This window comes from Enterococcus sp. DIV1283b, from assembly GCF_051710965.1.
GTDB lineage: Bacteria > Bacillota > Bacilli > Lactobacillales > Enterococcaceae > Enterococcus_B > Enterococcus_B lactis.
Genome location: NZ_JBIOLR010000001.1, coordinates 1,373,911 through 1,388,409, shown reverse-complemented (window position 1 = coordinate 1,388,409; position 14,499 = coordinate 1,373,911). Strand labels below are relative to the sequence as shown.

Sequence of the window (14,499 nt, the reverse complement as noted above, 5' to 3'; positions counted from 1 at the left end):
TCTTCTCTTATTTATATCGTCCTGCTCCAATAAGATGCTGCTGCCAATAGCTTTCTGTTAGATTCGTCCATCCCACTGGATCTCCTGCATGAAACATCCGATTGTCTCCTGCATAAATCCCAACATGAGTCACATAAGTACCGGCATCATAGGTTGAGTGAAAGAAAACCAAATCACCTTGCTTGGCATCTTTTAGATCAATGTGAGTCGTGGCATCATATTGATCCTGAGCGACCCGAGGGAGTTTCAAACCAACTTTGGCATAACACCACTGAGTCAAGCCACTACAATCAAAACCCGTTTTGGGACTTGAACCACCAAATACATAGTCAGTACCTTCATACTTAAAAGCCTCGTCAAAAATTTCTTGAACTGTTTTATCATCAAACTGAGTAGTAGTTAGATATTGCTTCACTAATAAGCAATAAAACATATTCCCATAGTTATAGCGCCACCCACCATTTTCTTTAATCGCGATAGGATTGGGATAATCGACTTTTTGACCGCCTGATTTTTCCTTTGAAAAAGATTCGGCTAAAGCAAAACTATGCTTTTTCCCGTTTATCGCGACATGGTCCAAATACCCGCCACCGTAGTTATAGGCCTGAATAATACTATCTTGATCGTACCCTAGTTCTTTGGAGCGCTTAACCAAGGAATAAAAATAGAGACATCCCTGTTTAATGGATGCTTCGGTACTTAATGAATTAGGTGGTAAGCCGGCTGACTCCGAACTTTGCATGACGTCTTCCATTGTGCTACCAGATTCCACTTGAATAATCGCCAAAAGAATCGGGACATATTCTAAGATATCTAATTCTTTGGCATATTTTTCCACCATTGAGCGGTTTTTCAAAACCTCTTCTGAAACACTACTTCCTCCTGGAGATGTCCCAGAACTACCACTTCCTTCACTATCCTCGCCAAACAACAAACCCACACACATCAAGATGCCCATAAACGGTGGCTAATGCCTTTTTATTCGTCACGATCTCAACATTCATACTGGTATCGATTGGAAAGGTAAATTGTTGTTGCTGATAATAAAACAGTTCAGATGAAGGAAACTCCATCTCGCCTACAATGGTATTAATTGTCAGGTAGGCTACATAGGTTGCATGATTCTCGTGTTCTATTCGTAAATAGCGTGGTTTTTCTTCAATCAGACAACGAGTCGGTCGCAACAACTCATAACGTTTGATCAACGTTTTGGATCCAAACTTCTTCTTTGGCAACTCAAATTCATACTCTTCAAAGGGAGTTCCTTTTTTTCCATAAATATGTTCAATCAAATACGCGAGATCACTCGGAGTCAGTCTTCTAACTTTAAATCTTCGAGCCAACTTACTTTCCATTAATTTTTCAAGCTTTGTATAATGTCGTGTTTCTTCATTCGATAGGGAAACAAAGTCGCCCATCATTTGATGATTCACGCTATAAATAAAATCTTGCAGTCCAGATAGAAAAGATTTTTTCAAATTTTTTAAATTTACTACCTCTTCTGTAGCAATCAGCTTAAAACCAATAAAGAACCGATAATCAATCTGAGTATCTCCAATCATAGATACCAGTGCCTCCGTTTGAAGATTGATCCTTTGTCCAGCAACTTCTTTTAGTCGTCCAACAACTTCCTTTTTCGACCGTTCTTGAGCAGCGCGAATACTGCTTTCTGTAGCAATTTGTAAGGCATGGATCTTTCCCTCACGATTTTGGGCGATCAATTGCCGGAAGCTGTCATGTACTTGATACTTCTGTTCAGGAGACAAAAAAGCATAATTATAGGGAGTCAGCTCGTAATAAGCAAAGCACTCCCCTTCTTGGTTGAAAACTAAATTATTTTCGATATATTTGATCGGGTACATAATTCACGCTCCTTACAAGGGTGATGACCACATCCCATTGTTTATTCTGTTCTTTTACTTTTTTACCAGCAAATGTAACCTTAAATCGCAAGTGATAACCGATAAAGGATCGCAAAAATCCCAACGGTTTCTTGCCATCAAATGTCTTTTGTGACATAAACCAAGTCACTGCCACTGGTATACCTAAATATTTTAAAAATGCCCCCTCTATCAGCGATAGTGGAGGCACGTGGGCAAATACAATGACAGACAGTAAAGATAAAACAAACCAAGCCATTTGGTTAAAGGACACAGGAAAAGGCAGCTGAAAGTCATTTATCGCATAAATGACTTTTTCAACTGCCCAAATACTGGTGTAGCTTTTTATTTTTTTCATTTTTCTAATTTCTCCCAAAAAAGACGCCACCTAAAAATAGGCGTCTTTCAAAGTAATTGATTGTGTATTGGAAGTTATCTGTTAGTTTAATTAATATCGAGAATGAATAAATAGACTAGCACTAAGTATTCATAAAGAAAGTTCTACTTTTATTTAATTAATTTTGGCTTCTCGGAAGTAAAATTATGGATTTCTTGAGATCCTGCTGAAGTGAGAAAAGTATATTTTTGCTCATAGTTCCTATTTTGAAAATCACTAAATTGAATTTTTATCTCCCACTTTCTTACTGATTTATTTGAAACTCTTACAAATTGACCTTCATATCTACTCCAATACAATTCAAATTCTGTTTTATTCCCTACTCTCAGAATATCTGTAAAAATAGGGGCAGAAATACCTAATACATCAAAACCATCATAGTCTCTTTGAACAGATATTGGCGTTAACACATTGATTTCATCCGCATTAGGTCCAGTTACTTTATCTACATATATTAGACGAATAGAGAACGCTACCCCCATTCCTTCATTAACAAGTTCAAATGGTAAATAAAAACGCTTTTCATCTTCGAATTGAACCATCTCTCCAACAAATCGATTTTTTTGTAATTTCGGTACAATAGTTAAATATGGGAAATAGCTAAGACGTTCTTGTTCCTTATTACGTTTTTTATCATCATTATATTGTTGCTTCGATAATTCAAGTGTTTCTTTATGGTGCTTTTCTTGTTGCATCAAATTTTTTTTATGTTGCCTATTTGTAAAAAATATCGTAATAAAACACACTGCAAACGAAGTTAAAACTGGAATAAGTAAGTTCAAAAAGAAGTTAAAATCAAACTGAAAATTCATATTGTCTACACATCCTTCAATCAATAATTATTCCCATTAAGTATAACCTCTAAATAAAATATGAAAAATAATTATCCAACATATTCAAAAATCCCCCTATTCGTAACAAGAAAATTCCCTTCTAATTCTAAATCTCTTCCATATGACTCATAATCAATATAATTCTGCAAATGAGTAGGGACTTCTCCCAAAGAACCTGTTTCTTCAATTAGATAACGAGCGACATCACTCATATCATCGCAATCTGGATAGCAAATAATATCATCCACATGTTCCACCATTTCCTCAAAAGAATTGAAAAAAGCATGCTGAATTTTCGATGCAACTTCACCAATCGGTGTATCTTCTAGGTCTTCTACCAGACTACACAATCGATTGGTTTCTTCAATTGGCGTATACTCATCAATCTCAAAAGGAAGCTCATAATCATGAATCGCATATTCCTCATACTCATCATTTAGTCCAATACGTTCTTTGACTTCATCAAAATCAACAGGTGGAGTAAACCACGCCCCTACCTGTTCTCCTTCATTATATTTTCCGAGGTTCGCAATATAAATTTGCATTTGCTCCATAAAAAAATTCCTCCTCCTAGGCACCGACAATTCGATTAAACAATTTGAGTAGAACATCTTTCACGCCAGCGGCATTAAACACTAGTCCCACAGCAATTAAAGCAATCATAAAAAACCGATCAGTTTTGAAAACTCTCGTTTAAACCCCAAAAATAAACCAATGACTACAATTGCTAACAATACTAAGGACTGCGCATTGGCTAAAAACCATTGATACAGATTTTGTCCGAAATTCATCTCGTCACTTTCCTTTCTGGCTTTCTATTTCACGATTGGAGGCAGCACTCACCCTCAGCAAACACATGACAGTCACACCAATCATCCCACCACTCAATATTAATAAAATATCTTTTAATAACTCCATTTTCTCTCCTCTTTTCATATAATTAAATTCTCTACTCGTATTGCTACAACAATGGATAAATATGTCCATGTAACCAAAAAAATGAGAAATGAAGCTGTTGATATTTTCGCCCAACGTTTGAAAAGATCTTTGATTTAAAATGCAAAAAATTCGCCCAAGTAAAAACTTGGGCGAACATAGGGCGAATATTTTTGAATTTCACAAATTTTAAAAGCTAAGAAACTCCTAAAATCCTTGCTACTTCTTACTTTCTTCCTCGTCCATTTTCAGAACGGCCATGAAGGCTTCTTGCGGAACTTCGACGGAGCCGATTTGTTTCATCCGCTTCTTCCCTTCTTTTTGTTTCTCTAAGAGTTTACGTTTACGAGAAACATCTCCACCATAACATTTAGCCAAGACGTTTTTACGCAAGGCCTTGATGTCTGAACGGGCAACGATTTTTTGTCCAATAGCTGCTTGGATTGGCACCTCAAATTGTTGGCGTGGGATTAGTTTTTTCAGTTTTTCAACGATTGCTTTTCCACGTTCATAGGCAAAGTCTCGGTGAACGATAAAGCTTAATGCATCGACTTTTTCTCCATTCAGCAAGATGTCCATCTTCACTAACTTGCTTTTTTGATAACCAGACATTTCATAATCCAATGAGGCATAGCCTTTCGTGCTTGATTTCAATTTGTCAAAAAAGTCAAATACGATTTCAGAAAGCGGAATATTATAGACGACATTTACTCGGTAATCGTCTAAATAATCCATCGTCATGAATTCTCCACGTTTTCGTTGAGAAAGTTCCATGACTGCACCGACAAAATCATTGGGCACCATAATCTGTGCTTTGACAAATGGTTCTTCTACATCTTGGATCGTTACAGGTTCAGGGAAATCTGCCGGATTATCTACTGTAGCAGTCGTACCATCTGTTTTATTAACATGGTAAATAACGGATGGTGCAGTCGTGATCAATTCTAGATTAAATTCCCGTTCCAAACGTTCTTGGACGACATCCATATGAAGAAGTCCTAAGAATCCGCAGCGGAACCCAAATCCTAATGCTTGAGAAGTTTCTGGTTCGAATTGTAAAGCAGCATCATTCAATTGCAGTTTTTCTAAAGCTTCCCGCAAATCGTTGTAACGAGAAGTATCAATTGGATAAAGACCACAATAAACCATCGGATTCATTTTTCGGTAACCTGGTAAAGCTTCAGCGGCAGGATTGTCTGCTAACGTTACTGTATCCCCTACTCGAGTGTCTTGGACAGTTTTGATACTTGCTGTGATATAACCGACATCACCGACCATCAAAAAGTCTCTAGCAACTGCTTTTGGCGAGAAGACCCCGACCTCTGTAACATCAAATGTTTTGCCATTACTCATCAGTTTGATTTTATCTCCGGGTTTGACCATACCGTCCGTGATCCGGACATTTAGAACAACACCGCGGTAACTATCATAAATAGAATCAAAGATCAAAGCTTTTAGCGGTGCATCTAAGTCTCCACTTGGTGCTGGAACATATTCCACGATCTGCTCGAGAATATCTTCAATCCCAATCCCTGATTTGGCACTGGCTAATACAGCTTCACTAGCATCGATTCCGATTACGTCTTCGATTTCTTGACGGACACGTTCGGGATCTGCTGCGGGTAGGTCGATTTTATTGATGACTGGCAGGATCTCCAAATCATTGTCTAACGCTAAATAAACATTGGCCAATGTTTGGGCTTCGATTCCTTGGGCTGCATCGACCACTAAAACGGCGCCTTCACAGGCAGCAAGGCTTCGAGAGACTTCATAGGTGAAGTCGACGTGCCCTGGAGTGTCAATCAAGTGAAAGATATATGTTTCTCCGTTTTTCGCTGTGTAATTGAGTTCTACAGCATTTAATTTAATCGTGATTCCACGTTCACGTTCTAAATCCATCGAGTCTAACAGCTGATCTTGCATTTCGCGAGACGTCACAGTGTGCGTCATTTCTAAAATACGATCGGCCAATGTAGATTTTCCATGGTCGATATGAGCAATGATCGAAAAATTACGAATCTGCTCTTGGCGTTCTTTCATTTTCTTTATATCCATAGCGTCTCCTCTTTTCATATAATCAGCACTTTCCATTATACCAACGAAAAGCAGTAATTTAAAGACTTTTTAATTAGTCAGCTTTAGAAGTTTTTTTGGTAGAATTTTGCTATACTGTTATCAAGCTAATAAATGGAGATGAAAAAATGGATCAAAAAGATTTTAGAGAAAATCTTGAATTAAAACCAGTCACTCAAGAACATATCGATCAATTCAACGAATTACTTTCCTATGTGTTCCAAGTGACTGAAGCAGATATCGAAGAAAGCGGGTTTGAGAATAAACGAGCTTTTATCCGTTCCAAAAGACCGATTTTAGAAGTATCGAAAGTGTTCGGGTGGTTCCATGAAAACAAACTAATCTCTCAAATCGCTATCTATCCTTGTGAAGTCAATATTCACGGTGCACGTTATAATATGGGGGGTGTGACTGGAGTTGGAACTTATCCAGAATATGCGAACCACGGATTGATGCAAGATCTAATCATCGTTGCATTGGATAATATGCGCAAGAACAAGCAATGGATCTCTTATTTGTATCCTTACAGTATCCCCTATTATCGGCGCAAAGGATGGGAGATCATGTCTGATAAACTTTCCTTTAAAATCAGAGATACTCAACTACCTAAACAAGTCCCAGTAAGTGGTATGGTTGAGCGATTACCAGTTGATCATCCAGACGTATTTGCCGTTTATAACAAATTTGCCCAACGAAACCATGGTGCTTTATTCCGCAGTGATTTTCATTGGGAAGAATATTGGCGTTTCGAAAATGAAGATGAGCGCACAGCCGCTGTCTACTACGATAGCAATCATGAACCAAGAGGTGTTCTATTCTACTGGGTAGCTGAAGAAATATTTCACGTAAAAGAAATGTTCTATCTTGATCAAGAAGCTCGAAATGGCTTATGGAACTTTATTTCCGCTCATTTTTCCATGATTTACTGGGTATATGGAGATATTTACAAAAATGAGCCCTTAGCTTTTTTGATTGAAGACAGTCAGATCAAAGAGCAGATCGAACCATATTTTATGGCTCGGATCGTTGATGTAAAAGAATTCCTTCAACGGTTTCCGTTTGTTGGAACAGCTGATGCTTTTCATTTCATCATTGAAGATCCTGTCGCTCCTTGGAATAATGGCGTCTTTGCTTTAACATGGGATGATCAAGGAAAAGTCTGTGTCTTGAATGAACCTATAGGAAACCCCGTTCGATTGAATATCCAAACATTGACTTGCTTGATGATGAATTATCGACGTGCTTCTTATTTGGCAAGAATCGAACGGTTAGAAACAGATGAAGAAACACTGAAGTCACTAGAGCGTATCATTCCAAACATGGAAGCTTACTTTAGCGATTATTTTTAATAAAAAGGATGATGTTTAGATGAAAATTTATTTTGCCGCACCAATGTTTGCTAAAAGTGATTTGTTATATAACGAGCAGATAGTGAAAGAAGTCAGAGCGCTCTCTCCTGAACTTTCAATTTATCTTCCTCAAGAAAATGAAGCAATCAATGACAAAACTGCTTATGCAGACAGTCGGATGATTGCTCTTGCAGATACAGAAAAAGTGTTGGAGAGCGATTTGATGATTGCTTTATTAGATGGATTGACGATTGATGCTGGCGTAGCATCGGAAATCGGTGTGGCTTATGCGAACGGTATCCCAGTGATTGGCTTGTATACTGATACTCGGCAGCAAGGCGGAACCCACCCGAAAAAAATCGCTGCGCTACAAGAAACTGCTGAGAATCAATTTCACTATCTGAACTTATATACAGTAGGACTGATCAAATTGAACGGAAAAGTGGTTTCTTCAGAGACTGAGTTGCTTTCAGAAGTAAAAAGATTTTTAGATGGAGGGACTTTCAGTGATTAAAGAAATCAAAAAGGTTCAAATAGCTTTACTTGCTTTTGGTGTATTCGTTGTCTGCTATAATTTTTATGAATTTATCACCCAAAAGTATTCGACTTCTCAAGGAATCACATTTATCGTGGAATCTTTATTAGGGATTGCATTGATTTTCATGCCACAAGTCATTTTGACAGTTTTCAAACTTAAAATTCCAGCAGCAATCGTTTTGTTTTACTGGTTCTTCTTATTCATCTCTGTCTTTTTAGGTACAGGGATGCATTTGATCAGTATCATCTCTTTTTGGGACAAAATCTTACATGCGGTAAGTCCAATGGTCCTGACAGCTCTTGGCTATGGATTGATTGGTTACTTGATGAAAGATGCTGAGATATCAAAAACCAGTCCTTGGTTGTTCCTCTTATTCGGCTTTGCGTTTGCTGGACTTTGCGGCGTGTTTTGGGAGTTCTGGGAATTCTTATGCGACCAGTTCTTAGGCATGAATCTTCAACGTTTTGCTGCTTCTGATGGCACACTGTTTGTCGGACGAGCTGCATTGATGGATACGATGGGCGACTTGCTGACAAATACGATAGGTGCTGCCTTAATGGGATTGTTTGCATGGTCTCAAAGTAAAAAAAATGAGCGTTACTTTGAAAGTTATAAATTAGAAAAAGTGAAAAATACCTAATAAAAAAGGTTGTGACAGAAGCGGGCAGCTTCAAGAAATTTCGGCTTATTTTTCGAAGAAGCTACTTCTGGAACACTGTTTATTTGAAAAAAGGAGGTCTGACACTAGTTGTGTCAGACCTCCTTTTTTCTTTTATAGTCTCAATGGAAGATTAGACGATTTCTTCTAGCTCTTCTGTTTTGAAATGAAGTTGTCCATCAAGTAAAGTAATCGTTACTTTTGATTTAGGCATAACATGTCCTGCAACGATTTCTTTAGCTAGTGGTGTTTCTACTTCCTTAGTGATAAATCGTTTCAATGGTCTTGCACCATATGCTGGTTCATAAGCATTTTCAGCAATCCACGTTTTGGCTTCATCACTGATTGTCAACAGGATTTCTTGATGTTCCAGACGTTGTGCCAATTGCGCCACCATTTTGTCAACGATTCCTTTCACGTTGTCTAGGCTCAATGGTGTAAATAAAATCGTGTCATCGATTCGGTTCAAGAATTCTGGTTTGAAGTTTCCACGTAATAGCGTGTTGACTTGTTCAGCCACTGCTTCTGGAATCGTTCCATCAGCAGTCACACCTTCCAACAGTAACTGTGAACCGATATTGCTGGTCATGATTAGAACCGTATTTTTGAAATCAACTACTCGCCCTTTTGAATCAGTTAGGCGTCCGTCATCTAAGACTTGTAACAAGATATTGAAGACATCGGGATGCGCTTTTTCGATTTCATCCAACAAGACGATTGTATAAGGATTTCGTCTAACAGCTTCCGTTAATTGACCGCCTTCTTCGTAACCTACATAGCCTGGAGGAGCTCCGACTAGACGAGACACAGCATGTTTTTCCATATATTCACTCATATCGATCCGTACCATATGATCTTCTGAGTCAAACAAGTTCTCAGCTAAAGCTTTCGCTAATTCGGTTTTTCCGACACCAGTTGGTCCTAGGAAAAGGAAAGAACCTAGAGGACGATTTGGGTCTTGCAATCCAGCACGTGAACGAATCACCGCGTCACTGACCGCATCAACTGCTTCATCTTGACCAATCACTCGTTTGTGAAGTGTTTCGTTCAATTTAATCAGTTTTTCTCGTTCGCCTTCTACAAGTTTCGTTACGGGGATACCCGTTAATCTGCCCACGACTTGAGCAATCTCATTTTCGGTAACGGACTCTTGAACCATCTTGATCTCGCTGTCTTTTGCTTTGGCTTCTAGTTCCTTCAATTCTTTTTCTAATTGAGGTATCGTACCATGACGCAATACAGCAGCGCGTTCCAAATCATAGTTATTTTCTGCATCTTCTAATTCGTGTTTTGCTTTATCGATTTCAGCACGTTTTGCTGAAACAGAATTGACCTCTTCTTTTTCTGTTTCCCACTGCATCTTCATTGCATTTGCTTCTTCACGAAGTTCAGCTAATTCTTCTTGCAAATTTTTCAGTCGTTTTTTACTTGCATCATCTGATTCTTTTTTCAGTGCAGCTTCTTCGATTTCCAACTGCATCAAACGTCTGGTAACTTGATCTAATTCCGTTGGCATAGAGTTCATTTCTACCCGAATCGTTGCACTGGCTTCATCGATCAAATCGATTGCTTTGTCCGGTAAGAACCGATCAGTAATATAACGGTCAGATAAAGTAGCTGCTGCTACTAATGCGTTGTCATGGATGTTAACACCATGGTGGATCTCAAAACGTTCTTTTAATCCACGCAGAATACTGATCGTGTCTTCCACTGTTGGTTCTTTGACTAATACCTTTTGAAAGCGACGTTCCAACGCTTTGTCTTTTTCCATATATTGACGGTACTCATCTAAAGTTGTGGCACCAATCAAATGTAATTCACCGCGAGCAAGCATTGGTTTCAACAGATTTCCGGCATCCATACTTCCTTCTGTTTTTCCTGCTCCTACGATATTGTGGATTTCGTCAATGAACAAGAGGATACGTCCATCACTTTTTTTGACTTCTTTCAAGACCGCTTTTAGTCTTTCTTCAAATTCACCGCGGAATTTTGCTCCAGCGATCAATGCACCCATATCTAATGAAAAAATCGTTTTATCTTTTAAATTTTCAGGCACATCTTTGCGTACGATACGTTGAGCAAGTCCTTCAACGATCGCCGTTTTCCCTACACCGGGTTCTCCTATCAGAACAGGATTATTTTTTGTTTTTCGTGAAAGAATACGGATGACATCACGGATTTCTTCATCACGACCGATGATTGGATCCATTTTTCCGCTTTTGACTTGCTGTACTAAATCAACGCCGTATTTTTCTAATGCTTTGTATTGTTCTTCTTGGTTTTGCGAGGTCACCCTTTCTCCTCCTCTCATCTCTTCGATGTTTTTACGCAATTCTTTTTCAGATAATCCGTTTTTATTCAAATAAACAGTTAACGGATAATTTTTTAATTTCATCAACGCTAAAATAACGACTTCCGTTGAAAGAAACTCGTCGCCGAAGCTTTCACGTATTTGGTCTGCTTCATTCAATAATCGAAAGAAATTCTGGCTGAGGTTTTGTCCATATTGGACGTTTCCACCAGAAACAACTGGATACTCATCCAGTAGACGATCGATTTCATGTTCAAAAGATTCGACGTCCAATCCGGCATCCGTATAGAAATTTCGACCAAAATGATTAGGTTGTAAGAAGATTTTCCATACATGGGCAATGTCGATATCTTGGTGTTTTCGAGTGACCGCAATCTGTTGAGCTTCAGCAATCGCTTCTTGAAGCGTCGTGGTCATTTTCTCAATATTCATACAGGTATACCTCCTAATTAAAGGTAAGATCACTTATTTCTTTGATCTTTACAAAAACTATTATATCTCTTTGGTCAATTTTGGTCAAAATATACACATAGTTTTTTGACTTTTTTTCTCGTCTTATATAAATCTTAAAAAAACAAAATTGATTGTATGTATACAAAAAAAGAGCCAAACAAACGTAAAATCATCTTACCCATTATGGTTACGTTCTTTTTCAATAGAAGAATAATATTTTAGCTGCTTGGCTCTTTTTTCATTGATTATTTACGTCAAATACTTGCTTTTAATAACTATATTTTTCACCACTGTGTTTCTTCCATACGATCTTCTAATTCTCGAATCGTGTGAGACAGTTCTTCTATTTCTTCTTTTATTTCGTCCAGTGTCATGCCACTAGCACTGTATCCTTTATAGTAGGCAGTCATGTAGTCTGTATCTTCTAGTCTCTGGAGCCGATTTCTTAGATTTCCTAAAAGTTCTAGATCAAATTCATCATATAGTCCATTCGTGTTCATTTCTGTCCCTCCTTGTTAAGCTAGTGCATTCGGACTTGGAAGCTGAGGCCCTTTTCCTTCACGAGCTAATACCCAATCGTCATTGTCCCACATTTCCGTTTGTCGGCGTCCGTGAAAATAATCCCACCTTGAGTCGATTTCCATCTCAATGAGTTTGCCGTTGGCTCCTAATGTAACCCAGTTGTAGCTTCCATTTCGATGAGCAAATTTGATCCATTGAACAGGAAATGTTTGTTCCACGCTGTTTTCATCTATAAAGCTACGTTTTTGTTGCTCTATGCGCATAAATGTCAACCCTTTCGCATAGGTTGGATTGAACTTATGAAATATCTTTTCAGCTAAAGCTTTGGCACGTTCGATTGATAACAATTTCCCTTCAGGTATTTCGGTCAGATTCTTAAAACTGACTAAATGCTTTCCTTCCATGACTTCAATGATTCTTGGTCCATTATGAAGATAGATTCCTTGATTTTGATAACGGATGATGTTGACTTTCTTTTTGTTTCTTTGTTCTATTAATTCATTGACTAATTCGTAATGATTAGGAATTTCTACTAGTCCCTTTAGTACATTGGATGTATTTTCCATGAGGATCACCCTTCTATTCTTCTTGTGCCAACTTTCCTAACAGATACTCAAATGTTCCTTGCTCATCAGCTGTCAATTTTGACAGAAATTTCTTCTGAGCATTTTCTACAGATTCTACTACTTGAGCGTGAAGTTCTTGTCCTTTTTCAGTTAATTCTAAAAGAAAACTTCTTCGATCTTGTGTATTTTTTTCTTTTGTCACTAACCCCATCTTCGTCAACTTCTGTATTGTTCTGGTGACGTTACTTCCATCCAATCCGGTCAATTTGATTAATTCTTCTTGTTTCAATTGTTGATAATCATGGATTTTCACGATAAAGTAATAATTTGTTGAATTTAACTTGAGCGGAGCTAGTGCCTGGTCTAATTCTTTATGATAGGTTCGGGTCAATTTGGCTAACCACTTCAAATTGCTTTCGCGTTTATTTTCCATTCTTCTCCTCCTTTTAGTTGACAAACTATTCTCGCAAGGCATATAATTGCGTGCGCAAGCATATTCTAAAACAAATAATTGAACTTGTCAATTTGTAGGATGCTTAAAAAGATTTTTAGGAGGAAAAAAGATGAGTCAAACAAAAAAAAGATGGATATTACTAGCAATCTATCTTGCTACATTTATGACTGCAGTCGAATCCACGATCGTCATCACAGCTGCTAATGCTATTGCTAATAGTTTTGGTCGTGAAATCCCGATTGCCTTACTGTTTTCTAGTTACTTATTTTCCAGTGCATTGTCAACACCTGTATTCAGCCGTCTGGCGGATCAGTATGGAAAGAAACCGATTTTTATCATTGGATTGCTCTTGTTTATGACAGGTACTTTTCTTTGCGGTATTTCCCAATCATTTTTTATTCTGGTATTTTTTAGGATGATTCAAGGAATAGGTGCGGGAGGAATCATGCCCATTACTTTCTCTCTGATTGGTGATTTATTTGATTATGAATCTCGCGGAAGAATAATGGGATTGAATAATTCAGCATGGGGGATTGCTTCGTTAGCTGCTCCTCTTTTAGGAGGGCTATTGGTCGAAAACTTTAGTTGGCACTGGGTATTTTTTATAAACATTCCTGTTGGCTTAATAACGATTTTGATCTTACTTTTATTCTATGATGAAGAAAAACGTCCGTCTGTCTCTTTTTCTTATCAAGAACTGGGACAATATCTCTTTCTGATCACAGTTTTATTTCTTTTACTAGTTGGTATCCAGATAATACCAGATCATTTTATACTTGGTGGCGGCGTGTTCCTTTTTGGCATCCTTGTTTCTTTCATTTTGCTTTCCTATGAAAATAAAGTAAAGGAACCAGTCTTACCTGTCGAAACATTGAGATCATCTGACTTTCTTTTGTTCAACCTCGTTACTTTTCTCATGAATGGAGCAATGATGGGGTTTCAAGTATATCTTCCGTTATGGATTCAGACGCAACTTTCTTTATCTCCTAGCCTTGGTGGTTTAGCGCTTTTACCTTCCTCTGTCTTTTTTATTACTGGATCGATGATTGCTGTGCCATTAGGAAAACGTTTTGGCACGAAACGTTTGTTAACCTTTTGTATGGGGATGAATGGTTTAGTTTTTCTTATTTTAGGATTTCTACCACAAATGACGCCTTATTTCGTTCTCCTTATCTTAGCCTCTTTTTCAGGTTTTGGTACTGGCACAACGGTTACTACAAGTGTCTTGTCTGCACAAGCTTTAGCTACAGATAAAAATATCAGTACGGTATCTGGTTTCATCACCCTTTGCAGAAATCTAGGTCAAAGCTTCATGATCACTTTTTTTGGTATCGTATTCCAATTGTTTGGTAAAAGTACTTTTTCAATTGATGGTTATCAGGGAGTATTTTTTTCTGCTTTGTTTGTTGTTCTATTAAGCATCTTAATGGTTCTTTTAAAAAAAGACAGTCAAGAATAAATGCATTGGTAGAGTTGCTTCAAGAAAAAATGTTTTACATGTTCAAGTGACATAGCTTCCTAATGTTTTT

The 14,499-nt window shown here is 37.8% G+C and carries 14 protein-coding genes and 2 pseudogenes; 4 read left to right on the top strand and 12 right to left on the bottom strand.

Annotated features, from left to right (window positions below; genetic code table 11):
• Nucleotides 1-7: 7 nt before the first annotated feature.
• From IGJ53_RS06790 to lepA, 8 genes and pseudogenes are all read right to left on the bottom strand, one after another.
• A complete protein-coding gene (locus IGJ53_RS06790; RefSeq protein WP_259741878.1) occupies nucleotides 8-958 on the bottom strand; it encodes a bifunctional lytic transglycosylase/C40 family peptidase in 951 nt (316 codons plus the stop codon).
• A 1-nt stretch (nucleotide 959) separates the two neighbouring features.
• Nucleotides 960-1,862: pseudogene (locus IGJ53_RS06785) on the bottom strand (ATP-binding protein); the annotation flags it as partial.
• Entirely contained in the window at nucleotides 1,834-2,238 is a 405-nt protein-coding gene (locus tag IGJ53_RS06780; protein WP_042956968.1) for a conjugal transfer protein, read from the bottom strand. The gene IGJ53_RS06780 and the pseudogene IGJ53_RS06785, both read right to left, overlap by 29 nt.
• Before the next feature lie 149 nt (nucleotides 2,239-2,387).
• A complete protein-coding gene (locus IGJ53_RS06775; RefSeq protein ID WP_010732502.1) occupies nucleotides 2,388-3,089 on the bottom strand; it encodes a hypothetical protein in 702 nt (233 codons plus the stop codon).
• Nucleotides 3,090-3,160: 71 nt separating this feature from the next.
• Nucleotides 3,161-3,664, bottom strand: coding sequence for an antirestriction protein ArdA (locus IGJ53_RS06770; RefSeq protein WP_010732501.1), 504 nt, complete (start codon nucleotides 3,662-3,664; stop codon nucleotides 3,161-3,163).
• Nucleotides 3,665-3,680: 16 nt separating this feature from the next.
• A pseudogene (locus IGJ53_RS06765) lies at nucleotides 3,681-3,901 on the bottom strand (hypothetical protein).
• Between the two features lie 4 nt (nucleotides 3,902-3,905).
• Complete coding sequence (locus tag IGJ53_RS06760; RefSeq protein WP_010732498.1) at nucleotides 3,906-4,028, bottom strand: DUF3789 domain-containing protein; 123 nt, start codon at nucleotides 4,026-4,028, stop codon at nucleotides 3,906-3,908.
• 237 nt (nucleotides 4,029-4,265) lie between these two features.
• Nucleotides 4,266-6,101 carry a translation elongation factor 4 gene (gene lepA, locus IGJ53_RS06755; protein ID WP_259741877.1) on the bottom strand — a complete coding sequence of 612 codons (1,836 nt, stop codon included), beginning with the start codon at nucleotides 6,099-6,101 and terminating at the stop codon, nucleotides 4,266-4,268.
• A gap of 146 nt (nucleotides 6,102-6,247) precedes the next feature.
• Between lepA and IGJ53_RS06750 the strand changes: the two genes are divergently transcribed.
• Genes IGJ53_RS06750 through IGJ53_RS06740 form a run of 3 tightly spaced genes read left to right on the top strand, consistent with a single transcriptional unit; the run spans nucleotide 6,248 to nucleotide 8,646 of the window.
• Nucleotides 6,248-7,468: a GNAT family N-acetyltransferase gene (locus tag IGJ53_RS06750; RefSeq protein WP_259741876.1), complete on the top strand. Its 1,221-nt coding sequence runs from the start codon at nucleotides 6,248-6,250 to the stop codon at nucleotides 7,466-7,468.
• Between the two features lie 19 nt (nucleotides 7,469-7,487).
• Nucleotides 7,488-7,982 (top strand): nucleoside 2-deoxyribosyltransferase, encoded by a 495-nt coding sequence (locus IGJ53_RS06745; RefSeq protein WP_259741875.1) that lies wholly within the window; start codon nucleotides 7,488-7,490, stop codon nucleotides 7,980-7,982.
• Nucleotides 7,960-8,646, top strand: coding sequence for a hypothetical protein (locus IGJ53_RS06740; RefSeq protein WP_259741874.1), 687 nt, complete (start codon nucleotides 7,960-7,962; stop codon nucleotides 8,644-8,646). Before IGJ53_RS06745 ends, IGJ53_RS06740 begins: the two co-directional genes overlap by 23 nt.
• A 151-nt stretch (nucleotides 8,647-8,797) precedes the next feature.
• On the opposite strand, the gene clpB is transcribed toward IGJ53_RS06740, so the two are convergent.
• The 4 genes from clpB to IGJ53_RS06720 form a co-directional block, all read right to left on the bottom strand.
• A complete protein-coding gene (gene clpB / locus IGJ53_RS06735; protein WP_002301554.1) occupies nucleotides 8,798-11,407 on the bottom strand; it encodes an ATP-dependent chaperone ClpB in 2,610 nt (869 codons plus the stop codon).
• Between the two features lie 305 nt (nucleotides 11,408-11,712).
• Nucleotides 11,713-11,928: a hypothetical protein gene (locus IGJ53_RS06730; RefSeq protein ID WP_002340731.1), complete on the bottom strand. Its 216-nt coding sequence runs from the start codon at nucleotides 11,926-11,928 to the stop codon at nucleotides 11,713-11,715.
• Nucleotides 11,929-11,943: 15 nt separating this feature from the next.
• Entirely contained in the window at nucleotides 11,944-12,516 is a 573-nt protein-coding gene (locus IGJ53_RS06725) for a YcdB/YcdC domain-containing protein (RefSeq protein ID WP_002338324.1), read from the bottom strand.
• 13 nt (nucleotides 12,517-12,529) lie between these two features.
• Nucleotides 12,530-12,949 (bottom strand): MarR family winged helix-turn-helix transcriptional regulator, encoded by a 420-nt coding sequence (locus tag IGJ53_RS06720; RefSeq protein ID WP_259741873.1) that lies wholly within the window; start codon nucleotides 12,947-12,949, stop codon nucleotides 12,530-12,532.
• Nucleotides 12,950-13,079: 130 nt separating this feature from the next.
• Here IGJ53_RS06720 and IGJ53_RS06715 point away from each other — a divergent pair, with 130 nt between their 5' ends.
• Nucleotides 13,080-14,429, top strand: coding sequence for an MFS transporter (locus tag IGJ53_RS06715; protein ID WP_438749899.1), 1,350 nt, complete (start codon nucleotides 13,080-13,082; stop codon nucleotides 14,427-14,429).
• The last annotated feature ends 70 nt before the right edge of the window (nucleotides 14,430-14,499 follow it).

Excerpts from the sequence above, each read along its gene's own strand:
- IGJ53_RS06790 (WP_259741878.1), bottom strand. The coding sequence starts at position 958 with ATGGGCATCTTGATGTGTGTGGGTTTGTTGTTTGGCGAGGATAGTGAA.
- IGJ53_RS06780 (WP_042956968.1), bottom strand. The coding sequence starts at position 2,238 with ATGAAAAAAATAAAAAGCTACACCAGTATTTGGGCAGTTGAAAAAGTC.
- IGJ53_RS06775 (WP_010732502.1), bottom strand. The coding sequence starts at position 3,089 with ATGAATTTTCAGTTTGATTTTAACTTCTTTTTGAACTTACTTATTCCA.
- IGJ53_RS06770 (WP_010732501.1), bottom strand. The coding sequence starts at position 3,664 with ATGGAGCAAATGCAAATTTATATTGCGAACCTCGGAAAATATAATGAA.
- IGJ53_RS06760 (WP_010732498.1), bottom strand. The coding sequence starts at position 4,028 with ATGGAGTTATTAAAAGATATTTTATTAATATTGAGTGGTGGGATGATT.
- lepA (WP_259741877.1), bottom strand. The coding sequence starts at position 6,101 with ATGGATATAAAGAAAATGAAAGAACGCCAAGAGCAGATTCGTAATTTT.
- IGJ53_RS06750 (WP_259741876.1), top strand. The coding sequence starts at position 6,248 with ATGGATCAAAAAGATTTTAGAGAAAATCTTGAATTAAAACCAGTCACT.
- IGJ53_RS06745 (WP_259741875.1), top strand. The coding sequence starts at position 7,488 with ATGAAAATTTATTTTGCCGCACCAATGTTTGCTAAAAGTGATTTGTTA.
- IGJ53_RS06740 (WP_259741874.1), top strand. The coding sequence starts at position 7,960 with ATGGAGGGACTTTCAGTGATTAAAGAAATCAAAAAGGTTCAAATAGCT.
- clpB (WP_002301554.1), bottom strand. The coding sequence starts at position 11,407 with ATGAATATTGAGAAAATGACCACGACGCTTCAAGAAGCGATTGCTGAA.
- IGJ53_RS06730 (WP_002340731.1), bottom strand. The coding sequence starts at position 11,928 with ATGAACACGAATGGACTATATGATGAATTTGATCTAGAACTTTTAGGA.
- IGJ53_RS06725 (WP_002338324.1), bottom strand. The coding sequence starts at position 12,516 with ATGGAAAATACATCCAATGTACTAAAGGGACTAGTAGAAATTCCTAAT.
- IGJ53_RS06720 (WP_259741873.1), bottom strand. The coding sequence starts at position 12,949 with ATGGAAAATAAACGCGAAAGCAATTTGAAGTGGTTAGCCAAATTGACC.
- IGJ53_RS06715 (WP_438749899.1), top strand. The coding sequence starts at position 13,080 with ATGAGTCAAACAAAAAAAAGATGGATATTACTAGCAATCTATCTTGCT.